This is a genomic window from Spirochaetota bacterium (assembly GCA_034190085.1).
GTDB lineage: Bacteria > Spirochaetota > UBA4802 > UBA4802 > JAFGDQ01 > JAXHTS01.
On the sequence record JAXHTS010000055.1, the window covers coordinates 17,015 to 29,006 of the forward strand.

The window sequence follows — 11,992 nt, forward strand, 5'->3', positions numbered from 1 at the left end:
TCAAACCCTTTTTCTTAATTTTTCTTCTATTACCATGCTTTTCTGTATTCTCAATTTTATAGATTATAATATTGTATCGCATGTATATTTTTTCATTATTAATTCCCCAATCTAAATTATTTCTGTATTTCAATATTATTCAAAGGTATAAGACCTTATTAGTTCTCAAAATCCTTATCTCCTCTTTTTACATTTTCTTTTACCCAATAAACTATCTCTTCTAATGATGATCCTGGCTTGAAAATCTCTTTTATTCCAGCGTTTTTCAAAAGAGGAATATCATCCTCCGGAAAAATGCCTCCACCACAGACAATAATGTCATCAGCCCCATTTTCCTTTAACAATTCAACGACTCTGGGAAAATGGTATTTATGAGCCCCAGCAAGACTTGATAAAGCGATCATATCCACATCTTCTTGAATAGCAGCATCAACAATCTCATCCGGGCTTTGATGAAGACCAGTGTACACAACTTCATAACCAGCATCCCGATAAGCTTTAGCAATAATCTTTGCGCCCCGGTCATGCCCATCAAGTCCTGGCTTTGCCACTAATATTTTAATCCTTTTCATGTTTGTCATCTTATCCTATCCTTATATAAATGATAACACTAATTATATTTCAACATCCCTGCATTGAGCTAAAATATACCTGGATCCCTGTATTCTCCAAAAACCTTTCTGAATATATCACACATCTCTTGAAGGGTGGCATAACTTCTCACTGCATCCAGAAGGGGTTCCATCACATTCTGATTCCCAGAAGAAGCCTCACCTAATTTTTCAAGACTTTCCTTTACACTTGAATTATCTCGACTATCTTTAATACGATTTGTTTTTTCTATCTGCAATCTCTCCAAGTTCTCATCTATTTCCTGAATCTCAACTGGTAATTCTTTTCCTGATATATACTTATTTACTCCAACTACAATCTTGTTTCTCTCATCTATCTGTTTCTGGTATAGATAGGCCGCATCGGAAATCATCTTCTGAGGATAATTATTTTCAATTGCAGCGAGCATTCCGCCCATGTCATCTATTTTTTGTATAATGGCCAGAGCCTCCTCCTCCATTTGATCGGTCAATCTTTCAACAAAATATGATCCTCCAAGTGGGTCAATGGTATTTGCAACTCCTGACTCATCAGCAATAATCTGCTGAGTTCTTAGCGCTATTGTTACAGCCTCTTCTGTTGGAAGGGATAGCACTTCATCCAGTGAGTTGGTATGGAGAGACTGGGTTCCACCCATTACAGCAGCCAAGGCTTGAAGTGTGGTCCTTATGATATTGTTATATGGTTGTTGTGCAGTTAATGAGCAGCCAGCTGTCTGTGTATGAAATCTCATCCAACATGATCTGGGATTTTTTGCTCCAAATCTATCCTTCATAATTTTTGCCCAAATTCTTCTCGCTGCGCGGAATTTGGCAACCTCTTCAAAAAAATCAAGATGTGAGTTAAAGAAAAAAGAAAAACGTGGCGCAAACTCATCCACATCTAATCCACGGTCCATGGCAGCCTGCGTGTATGCGATTCCATCAGCTAGGGTAAAGGCAAGTTCTTGAACAGCAGTGGAACCAGCTTCCCTTATATGATATCCACTGATACTAATTGTATTCCATAATGGAACTTCCTTCACCCCATATTCTACTGTATCAGTTATGAGACGCATAGAGGCTATAGGTGGACACATAAAGGTTTTTTGCGCAATAAACTCCTTTAGCATGTCATTTTGAATTGTGCCGCCTATCCGCTTTTTATCAATACCCCTCTTTTCAGCCATAACAATATACATCGCCCAGATCACAGGAGCTGGCGGATTGATAGTCATGGATGTGGTTATCTTATCAATAGGAAGACCTTCAAATAGGTTTTCCATATCCTTGAGGGTATCGATTGCCACACCGCATTTTCCGCATTCACCTACGGCCTTCGACGAGTCCGAATCGTAACCCATAAGTGTAGGCATATCGAATGCAGTGGAAAGGCCGGTCTGCCCCTCATTTACAAGAAGATGAAATCTCCTATTTGTATCCTCTGCCGACCCTAAACCAGCAAACATCCTCATTGTCCAGATACGCCCCCTGTACATTGATGGCTGCACCCCCCTTGTGAAGGGATATTCTCCTGGGAAACCTATATCTCGGACAAAGTCATTATCCATCAAATCTATTGGTGAATAGGTTCTATTGATATCTTGATCCGATACTGTAGAAAATCTCTCAAGCCTTTCAGGCCTTTTGCTAAGAACTTTATTCAGCTTTACTGTCCATTTTTCATAAGCCCTTTTAATGTCTTCAAATGGATTCTGGTTTGATCTCAAATTCATAAACTCCCTCCAAATTTCTGTTCAGTTCATTAATGATTCTATTAATGAACAACTGTATTAATGATAATTATGCTTATTTCACAAAACGATATTATGAGAAACGATTCATCCCCCACGAGCATCCTTCATATCAATCTCTTGGGAGAATCTTTATGTAATATAGATACCAAGCCCGATTAGATGTGTGATAGATAATATCAATTCATTTTTTAAAAGTATTTTTTATAATTTTTGATGAAAATAACTCTATAAGCAACCGAATCACTTGAAAAAACAACATAGCTTTATTTTAAGGAGATAAAAAAAAAAAGGAAGTTGAGTGATTGATTAATGATAGCTGGCTGAAATGCCTAGGTTTCTTAAATCTTGGTGTCATCAAGTATATAGCCTTTTTGCAATAGAGAGTGTTTCTTGAGCCTCCTCAACGGATGCTATTCCTAATGCAACACCAGATATCTTATTCTGGCTGGTCAAATATTGCAAAGCCTCAAGGGGATCTAATCTCCCAGCTGCAAGAGCCTTTTTGGCGATTACGATCTTAGGGGTATTGCATATAATGTCAAGTGTGCTTTTACTGTCCTTTCCCATAAACCTGCCAATCTTATTTATAGGGGCAAGGTAGGTTGAAATATCAAGTTTGGAATCATCAAGAAAGGGGATTGTTGTTGCAGGATTGTGAGTAGCGCATCCAGGAATAAAATCATATCTTCTGATACTTTCTATAATCTCTTTAATGAGTGATAGCCTTCGTGAATCTGAAATCCTGGCATGAATGTATATAATATCACTGTTGAGTTCTTCAGCATATCTGAGTTCCTCTTCCCAATCCTCAATTCCTATAACAAGAGATGAATATATCCTTTGAGTGGATATTTGCGATACTTTTAATACAGCATCCACAATCTTTCTATAAGCAATTACGTTTACAGCGTTAATCCCCATTTCCAATGATTTTAGTATAATATTAATCATATTTTCAGGCTTATTATACAGATTACTGTAATAATTAAGAGCGCGTGAATCGAACTGTCCAGCCCCTAGGAATGGGGAGGTTCCAAGTGATATCTTTGGAAATTCAATATTATCAATCTTAATCATGATTGTTATAGACAGAGATTATGGAAAAATAGATCATTATAATATAGACACTAATTACAGACAATTATAGCAAGAAATTGGAAGCAAAACGATCAAAACTATTTATGCAAGGGCGTAATTTATAAATTGATTTCAAAACATTTGCAGATTGTATAACTAAATCCTGTGCTGCAATCCATTCTACATATCACTCTTATCACTAATTCCAACTGCTCTATCCAATTCATTTTGTAGATCAGGGGGGAGACCCTCAATCTCAACATTTAAGAATCCACGCACAATAGTTGCCGTGGCCTCTTCCTCGCTTAATCCTCTAGCCATCAGATATTCGACCTCCTCACGCGCGATCTTGCCCACTGCCGCCTCATGAGAGAGATCAATATCCTCTTTATAGCCCTCCAGCTCAGGTATGGCATGAATCACACCATCATCGGAAAGGATCAATCCCTTACACTCAAGATGTGCCTTTATTCCAGGAACCTCCCCAATGATATGACCGCGCGCAATAATCTTCCCGCCCATGGTAATAGCGCGGGAAATTATCTCTGCCCGAGATCCCTTGGCCTTTAAAAAGATCCTCGAGCCAACATCGAGCTCTGATCCGGGTGTCGCAACCAAAATGGAATTATATCTTGCAGTAGAATTCTCTCCAATCAAATATGTAACAGGATACATCTGCAGACTATTTACTGGCTGCATACATACATAATTAGACAGAAAGAGCCCTCCCTCCTCTACAATGGTTGCGCTTCGAGGACGCACTGCTACCTCCTCCGCCCAATTATGAATCATAGTAAATGTAAGCTTTGCATTCTTTTTCACATAAAACTCTGAGATGCCCACATGAAGGCCTGATTTCACATGTGGAGCCACAGCACATCCAGTAATGATATGCAATTCTGAATTCTCCTCTGCTATGACAATATTATGGACATCCTGAATTAGCTTATCCTCATCCAAATATAAACATGCCTGTAGAGGATATACGGATTTTGTTCCTGGAAGGGATCTTATGAAATAGCCGTTTTCCTGATGCAGTTCCGCTCTGGAGGTGTATTTATCCATATCAACTGCCACTGCTCTCCACCAATAATCCTCCATCCAATCATACTTCTCTCTGGCATTATTAATTTCCAATATCTCCATCCCCTCTTGAGAGGTGCTGCAATGAAGGACAGAATGGTCCTTCTGAACGAAGGTACCCGATCTATTCTGTTCCGTTATGTCCACACCCGCTCTTAGCAATTGTTCCTTCTCAGTGGAAGAGAGTTTAGATAAATCATCCAAATATTGATGTTCTACTGTGGTATCTATATAATCATCTACTAGAATATCACTGCCATAAGTAGCCACTTTATCTTTTGCCCCTTCTGCAAGGTTAACATTATCTTCCTTTTCAGCATGTTGAATCTTCCTTTTACTCATAATTACCTTCCAATTTTCTAAAATAACTTATGTTAAACCACATTATAGATATTTTCACTTAGCATCATCTTAATATGAACAATCATAGATTAAACAGATACAAGGTTTATGATGCACATTTAACACACTCATTATATCCCTCCTCCTTGATACACTTGAGCATTTCGCGTGGATTCCCGCTACAACTCAATCTTCCATTCATAAGAACATGTCCTTTATCAACATCAAGGTAATCAAGGATATAGCCCGTATGAGTAATTATCAATCCTGACTTTTGCCTCTCCTTCTTACATTCCTGAAGCGATTTCCCTTCCTGATGCTTTAGGCCTCTCTGCAAAAGCTCTTCAATCACACCACTTATTAAAGCAATGTTTTCCAGATCAACCCCGGATTCTGGTTCATCAAGCAAGAGAAGTTCCGGGTCCTGAGCCATTAACTGTAAAAGCTCTGATCGCTTAATCTCACCTCCAGAGAAACCGTCATTCAAATCCCGATCCATGAATTCATTAAAATTAAGCTGTCCGATCATGGGATTTACGTCCTTCTCTCCTCTAACGCAAATATCGAGCATCTGTTTCATCTTAACACCCTTGATGGTTGGAGGTCGCTGAAAGGAAAGGCCAATACCCATCTTCGCCCTCTCATTCAATGATGAGTTGTTTATCTTTTTGCCATGAAACTTAATCTTGCCACCTGTTACCTTATAGCCTGGGAAACCCATGATGGACATAAGCAGGGTCGTCTTACCAGAACCATTAGGGCCAAAGAGCACATGAATCTCCCCAGGATTAATATTTAATGAAACTTGATGTAAAATTTCTCTACCATTTACCTCAACCTTTAAATCTTCAATATTTAACATCCTAACCTCCAAAAATCACACATCTCAATTCTATTTATTTCAAATAAATATATTACACAATAGTCTCAAATCCTTCATAAATAAAAATTTGCATGATATCATCTATCTATTATAAAGCACATTAATTGCAAGTAAAATAATACCGCTTTTTTTCATAACATAACATTACAAAGATCAATGCTAATTTTTCGCTTGACCTTTATATTATTATGTTTTACTTATTTCAAGCAAAATGTACATATTTCCCTCAACCTATTGAGGATGAAATTTATATTAGAGATGGTTAAAAATATCAAGAATATTCCACATTCTGCCATGAAAGTGTATAATTACATTTCGTGGTACATATGGCAATAAACTACATAATTTTATGTCCCTCCTTCCAATCGTTTCGATAAGTAAAAGATAATAATTATATGTATCAGCGATAAGATATAAAAATAAAATTGACAATGAAATACAATATGAAAAGGACATCCTCATTTGCAATCACATCAATAATAATTTTAATATTGAGCTTTTCTAAAGCATCCGCTCACAAATCCACTAGACCAATACTATACCCCTATGGCACAATAGGTAATAACAGACCCTGCTTCATCTGGAAGGATATATATAACCAACGGGATAAAATACACAATGTAAAATATAGAATCACAATCAAAACAAATGAGGATAAAGAAATAAGACCGATCTTATTCACACCCAATCTCTATTATAAATCTTTTTATGTATTTGAATTCCCCGAACATCTGCCAAATGATGATTATACTTACACCATTGAACGGATTGTTGATAATAAATCAATCAATTCGAAACATTTTCACTATCTTAATTATCCAATAATTGAAAAATTTATAATTAATACAGATGAGTTGAATGAATCGGACAATCTAACACCTCAAGATCTCATAAAATATCTCCAAACAGATAAATACAACAGACTAATAAATGGTTACAACTTCATTTTCTTCGGAACTAGCGGTATTGTCACCTTTGGAATAGGTATGTTATTCCTTAAAGTGATAGACCTAGGACTAATCAGCAATATTATAACAGTGATATCCTTCACCTCTTCCGCCATCGGCATATCTGCTGCAGGGTATTATGGATATAAGTATATAGATGGGAAGAGAGAACTTCATAGAATTGTTGAACTCGACAAAGGGATTTCATTAAATGGCGACATCAATAATGATAATATTGATATTGAAATTGAACTCACCTTTTAATATTGTATATATCCCAACTTCTATGTGAAATATATGCTAAAAGTATTCAAAGATATAATGAAATGAATATCAATCTCAACATCAATAGGAATGGACGCTTTTTCAGCCATTAACTGTTGAGAAAATGCGATAACTGATAAATAACCATTATTCAATGAAATTAGAAACAATATCCGAACTATTCATCAAGTCTCAAGAGATGAAGGAATTCTTCCAAGAGGAAGCCCAAGGGAAGATATCAATAGAGGGTATTACACCAAGCGCCTTTCCGCTCATCATCTCAACGATTTTCAACTACTCTCCGAACCAAATGCTGGTTTTAACCAAAAACCCACAAAAGATGCAGGAACTATATACCGATATTACCTGCTTTGTTAAGCCTGAATGCGCCTTTATGCTTCCTCCTTGGGAGACCCTACCCTATGAATTCGTATCCCCCTCAGAGAAGGTAGAAAGGGAGAGAATAACCTCCCTCTATAGGCTGATTCAAGGCAGGCCAGTGATTGTGATTACAACTGTTGAATCTCTAATTAGAAAGATCCCTGAAAAGAAATTCCTCATCAATAAGGGAGTCACCCTGAATATTCAAGAGGAATATCCATTTGATGATATATTAGAGCAACTCGTTTATTATGGATATACACGGGAATATAAGGTGGAGTCATTTGGGCAATTCTCAGTCAAAGGGGGAATTATAGATATATTCCTTCCCTCTTACCAAAACCCTGTAAGGCTTGATTTCTTTGGTGACACCCTAGACTCGATTCGAGAATTTGATCCTGAGAGCCAATTGTCCTATGTAAAGCATGAGTCTGTTACTATATATCCGAGAAGAGAATTAATACTCTCAAATAGTGAAAATGAAAGGTTTATAAAATTATTCGATAAAGCAAGTGCAAAGGGATTAGGGATCCCAGAGATAGTCAAAAAAAACTTTGAAGGATATGGAGAGATAATCTCAAGAATAAATGGAATTGAAGACATATTTCCATTTGTAATAAAAGCTGATACACTCCTTTCATATCTAAGGAATGATGCCAGAATTTTCTTTATTGAGACCTCAGAACTTATATCTCAAAAAGAACTTATAGAGAATACCTTTCATCAATTATATGAACGAAAAGCAGGGGGCGCTTTTTTATCCCCGCCAGATATGCTTCTATCAAATACCGTCTTTGATGAAGCCAAATCCAGATCAACAGAGCTTCAGGTATTTCTCACAACGCCAAAATCCCTTCAATGGAGGATCAGGGGAATTCCGAATTTTCATGGAAGAATAAAAAACATAAGGGAAGAGATATCAAAAAAGATACTCAATAACTGGATGATCGTCTTATGCACAGCATTTGAGGGTCAGGCAAGAAGGCTCCTTGATCTGTTTAGCGAATTTCAGCCCAATAGTAATTTTGAAATGATAGATGAGTCAGAGCAGTTAAACATTCTAATTTCACCACTGCAAAGTGGATTTGAGTTAGGCTCAAAAAAAATACTAATAATTACTGACAATGAAATATTTGGAAAAAAATATAGGAAAAGAACGCATTTTAAAAGAAAAGGATCAAGACCAATTGAATCCTTCCTCGATCTTGAAGTTGGTGACTATGTTGTTCATATTAACCATGGCATCGGCATATTCAAAGGCATAGAAAGGATGTCAGCGGGTGGCGTGGAGCGGGACTTCCTGATGATTGACTATGCTGATGGAGATAAACTATATGTATCGCTTGATCAGATTACATTGGTCCAGAGGTATGCAGGCCTTGATGGGAAGCAACCCAGAATAGACTCTCTGGGTAAAAAATCAGCCTGGAACAGGATCAAGGAAAGAGTAGCGGAATCTGTAGAGGAGACAGCCAAGGACCTAATAGATATCTATTCAAAGAGAAAATCCCTAAAGGGATTCCAATATCCGCCCGATACGCTCTGGCAGGAAGAGTTTGAATCAAAATTTGAGTTTGAGGAAACCGCAGATCAGATTTCAGCTATTGAGGACGTGAAAGACGACATGGAAATCCCTCAGCCTATGGAGCGACTAATCTGCGGTGATGTTGGTTTTGGAAAGACCGAGATTGCCGTTAGGGCAGCCTTTAAAGGAGTAATGGCAGGGAAGCAGGTTGCTATTCTTGTTCCCACTACAGTGCTTGCCATGCAGCACTTCTCAACATTCAGAAAAAGATTTTCCGATTATCCCATCAATATTGATATGATCTCAAGGTTCAGAACCAGAACCGACATTATAAAAATTAGACAAAAAATTGCAAAGGGTGAAATAGATATTATCATCGGCACACATGCCTTACTCTCTAAGGCCATATCCTTTAAAAATTTAGGCCTTCTCGTCATTGATGAAGAACAGAGGTTTGGTGTTAGACATAAGGAACAGATAAAAAAAATGAGACTCCTTGTAGATGTACTTATTTTATCTGCAACACCAATTCCCAGAACACTCCATATGGCTATAGCCGGGATTAGAGATCTTTCAATAATCACAACTCCACCTGAAAACCGACAGTCTATTGACACCTATGTTCTTGAGGATAATCCTGAAATAACGAGGATGGCAATACTTAGAGAAATCGAGAGAGGAGGACAGGTCTTCTATGTTCACAATAGGGTTCAGACCATAGAGGCAAAGGCGAGAATGCTGAGGGAACTAGTGCCAGAGACATCCTTTTGTATTGCACATGGGCAGATGAATGAGCATATGCTGGAAGATGTGATGATTGAATTCTTAAATGGCAAGAATGACGTTCTAATCAGCACCTCCATTATTGAATCCGGTCTCGATATGCCCAACGTTAACACTATTATCATTGATAGGGCTGATACATTTGGTCTCTCTCAATTATATCAACTGAAGGGAAGAGTCGGCAGATCAATGACAAAAGCATATGCATACCTATTTTATCCAAAGCATATCCCTCTCTCTGAGGTTGCTCAAAAAAGACTTCAGGTGATATCTGAATACTCAGATTTAGGAGGCGGTTTTAAAATAGCCATGAAGGATTTGGAGATCAGGGGATCCGGAAATATCCTTGGGAGGGAACAATCCGGTAATATCATGGAGGTGGGTTTTGATCTATATTGTCAGATGCTTGAAGAAGCGGTGATAAGACTCAAGGGGGATAATCCAAAAAGCATATTTAGAACACCTGTATTTATTAAATCCAATTTTTATATTCCTGAAAGCTATATGCATGACGAAAGACAAAAAATTGAGTTCTATAAAAGATTTGAATCATGTGAATTATTAGAAGAGGTAGAGCAACTGGAGGAGGAACTGATTGATAGATTTGGTTCCCCCCCTAATCAGGTAAAAATCCTTATCTATTTAGAGAAGATAAGAGCAATAGCATCATCACTCATGATAGATGAAATATTGGAAGATTCTAAGGCAATAAAAGTCAGAATTTCAAAAGATTCTTCAATAGATTCCACAAAAATCATATCAATGATAAAAAAGGATAAAAGACTATCTGTAGATCCTTCAGATAAAGAGATTCTATTATTTGCGCCTGTGGAAACCGATGAGGAAAAAAAGCTAATAGAAATAAAAAAATGGTTGCAACAAATCTCCTGACATGTGAGCTTATATCTTCAATACCTATTAAAAATTGACTCTTTATTATTCTTGCTAGCCTAACTTCTATTAATATATATAATTGAAGATTGAATGTACAATCATAATTTAACAACAAAGGAATGAGTTTATTATATCGGAAAAGATAATATTAATTTTAACTACCCTGATCCACTTAGGATGATAAAATAATAACATTCTACCTCCCGATTAACTGATAGATGATCAAATTTGTATAACATAAAGGATAATATATATGAAAATGAGAAGTAATATTTGTATTTTCTCCCTGATCCTTTTATCCTGTACCTTCTTTTCATGCAAGAAGCGATTTCATGGAGATTGGATAGCAAAAATTGATGGCAATACAGTAACGCTTGATGAATTAAATACTTTCTATTATGCACAGCAGAAATCGCTATATAACATAACCAAAGAAGAGATCGATAAACTTGCATTAGATCCTGCAGCAATCGAGAAAAATCCTACCCTAAATAAACAGGAATTTCTTGAACAGCTTATCAGACAACGACTTGTCTACAACAAAGCTGTAGAAGACGACATTTTAAAGAACATGGAGGTTGAAGCCCTTGCACAAATGGCCAAGGAGGCTGTGGTGGTTGGCTATTATGTCAGGGAAAAATTTAATGATGAAATTGCTGTTAACGATGATGAGGTTGAAAAAATATACTCGAGCAAGAGGAGCAAATTTAAGGGCGTTCCTATTGAACAGGCAGAATTATATATAAAGCAACAGCTATTTCAACAGAAGTTGCAGATGAAAATAAGAGAACTTGTTGAAAATCTTAGAGAACAAAGCAGAATTGAAAAAAATGCAATGCTATTGAGTGAAGGAGAAGGTCAAGAAGTGATAGAATCAATTAAATCATCAGCAGAAAAAACCAAATAATCCTGGTGACAATCAGAGTCAATTATTCACGCCTGAGGTAAACTTAAATTAAAGACTCCTAACAAAAGGTTTTCGATATCCAATCACCGATGTAATGACTCAGCAATATGACTAACGATGCAATAATAAGATGCTCTGCAATCACCCTCCAATGATTGACCTTCTGTGATGTTGCCATCCTATAACTTAAAATGCTAAGAATCGATAATCCCCATATTATGCTGAACACTATTGCTATAGAAAACTCAAAGAGCAAAATCGGCACAACAAATGATAATGCACATATAAACTTAAAAATAAAAGTTGATACTGTTGCTTCCCATATCTCTCGTGAGCTGTGTCTGTTTTCAAATTCATCGGATATATGAATGCCCAAAGCATCCGAGAAAGCATCAGATATTGCTATTATCAATATTCCTCCAATTACAGCAAGTCTAGATTTAGTACCGGAATGTAGACCTACTATTAAGCCAAGCGTTGTGATTATTCCAGATGTTAATCCGAAACTAAATCCCCTCTTTAACGAATGTTTCATTATAAGCCTACAATAATCTCATGC

At 36.9% G+C, this 11,992-nt stretch carries 9 protein-coding genes; 3 read left to right on the plus strand and 6 right to left on the minus strand.

The genetic code is table 11. The annotated features are described in order from the left end of the window. Positions 1-158: 158 nt before the first annotated feature. The 5 genes from SVZ03_11055 to SVZ03_11075 form a co-directional block, all read right to left on the minus strand. On the minus strand, positions 159-581 hold the full coding sequence (locus SVZ03_11055; GenBank protein MDY6934740.1) for a cobalamin B12-binding domain-containing protein: 423 nt from the start codon (positions 579-581) through the stop codon (positions 159-161). A 59-nt stretch (positions 582-640) separates the two neighbouring features. Next, positions 641-2,326, minus strand: coding sequence for a methylmalonyl-CoA mutase family protein (locus tag SVZ03_11060; protein ID MDY6934741.1), 1,686 nt, complete (start codon positions 2,324-2,326; stop codon positions 641-643). Between the two features lie 375 nt (positions 2,327-2,701). Then, complete coding sequence (locus SVZ03_11065; protein MDY6934742.1) at positions 2,702-3,424, minus strand: hypothetical protein; 723 nt, start codon at positions 3,422-3,424, stop codon at positions 2,702-2,704. Positions 3,425-3,604: 180 nt separating this feature from the next. Further along, complete coding sequence (locus tag SVZ03_11070) at positions 3,605-4,849, minus strand: SufD family Fe-S cluster assembly protein (protein ID MDY6934743.1); 1,245 nt, start codon at positions 4,847-4,849, stop codon at positions 3,605-3,607. Between the two features lie 106 nt (positions 4,850-4,955). After that, positions 4,956-5,711: an ABC transporter ATP-binding protein gene (locus tag SVZ03_11075; protein MDY6934744.1), complete on the minus strand. Its 756-nt coding sequence runs from the start codon at positions 5,709-5,711 to the stop codon at positions 4,956-4,958. A 464-nt stretch (positions 5,712-6,175) separates the two neighbouring features. On the opposite strand from SVZ03_11075, the gene SVZ03_11080 reads away from it, so the two are divergent. The 3 genes from SVZ03_11080 to SVZ03_11090 all read left to right on the plus strand — a co-directional run bounded on the left by SVZ03_11080 (position 6,176) and on the right by SVZ03_11090 (position 11,433). Continuing rightward, the gene (locus SVZ03_11080; protein ID MDY6934745.1) at positions 6,176-6,943 is read left to right on the plus strand and encodes a hypothetical protein; all 768 of its coding nucleotides are present in this window, start codon (positions 6,176-6,178) and stop codon (positions 6,941-6,943) included. 154 nt (positions 6,944-7,097) lie between these two features. Further along, a complete protein-coding gene (gene mfd / locus SVZ03_11085; protein ID MDY6934746.1) occupies positions 7,098-10,523 on the plus strand; it encodes a transcription-repair coupling factor in 3,426 nt (1,141 codons plus the stop codon). A 256-nt stretch (positions 10,524-10,779) separates the two neighbouring features. Beyond that, on the plus strand, positions 10,780-11,433 hold the full coding sequence (locus SVZ03_11090; GenBank protein ID MDY6934747.1) for a hypothetical protein: 654 nt from the start codon (positions 10,780-10,782) through the stop codon (positions 11,431-11,433). A gap of 58 nt (positions 11,434-11,491) precedes the next feature. Here SVZ03_11090 and SVZ03_11095 read toward each other — a convergent pair whose 3' ends face one another. Next, a complete protein-coding gene (locus tag SVZ03_11095; protein MDY6934748.1) occupies positions 11,492-11,968 on the minus strand; it encodes a hypothetical protein in 477 nt (158 codons plus the stop codon). Positions 11,969-11,992 lie beyond the last annotated feature (24 nt).

Excerpts from the sequence above, each read along its gene's own strand:
- mfd (MDY6934746.1), top strand. The coding sequence starts at position 7,098 with ATGAAATTAGAAACAATATCCGAACTATTCATCAAGTCTCAAGAGATG.
- SVZ03_11095 (MDY6934748.1), bottom strand. The coding sequence starts at position 11,968 with ATGAAACATTCGTTAAAGAGGGGATTTAGTTTCGGATTAACATCTGGA.
- SVZ03_11060 (MDY6934741.1), bottom strand. The coding sequence starts at position 2,326 with ATGAATTTGAGATCAAACCAGAATCCATTTGAAGACATTAAAAGGGCT.
- SVZ03_11090 (MDY6934747.1), top strand. The coding sequence starts at position 10,780 with ATGAAAATGAGAAGTAATATTTGTATTTTCTCCCTGATCCTTTTATCC.
- SVZ03_11055 (MDY6934740.1), bottom strand. The coding sequence starts at position 581 with ATGACAAACATGAAAAGGATTAAAATATTAGTGGCAAAGCCAGGACTT.
- SVZ03_11065 (MDY6934742.1), bottom strand. The coding sequence starts at position 3,424 with ATGATTAAGATTGATAATATTGAATTTCCAAAGATATCACTTGGAACC.
- SVZ03_11075 (MDY6934744.1), bottom strand. The coding sequence starts at position 5,711 with ATGTTAAATATTGAAGATTTAAAGGTTGAGGTAAATGGTAGAGAAATT.
- SVZ03_11080 (MDY6934745.1), top strand. The coding sequence starts at position 6,176 with ATGAAAAGGACATCCTCATTTGCAATCACATCAATAATAATTTTAATA.
- SVZ03_11070 (MDY6934743.1), bottom strand. The coding sequence starts at position 4,849 with ATGAGTAAAAGGAAGATTCAACATGCTGAAAAGGAAGATAATGTTAAC.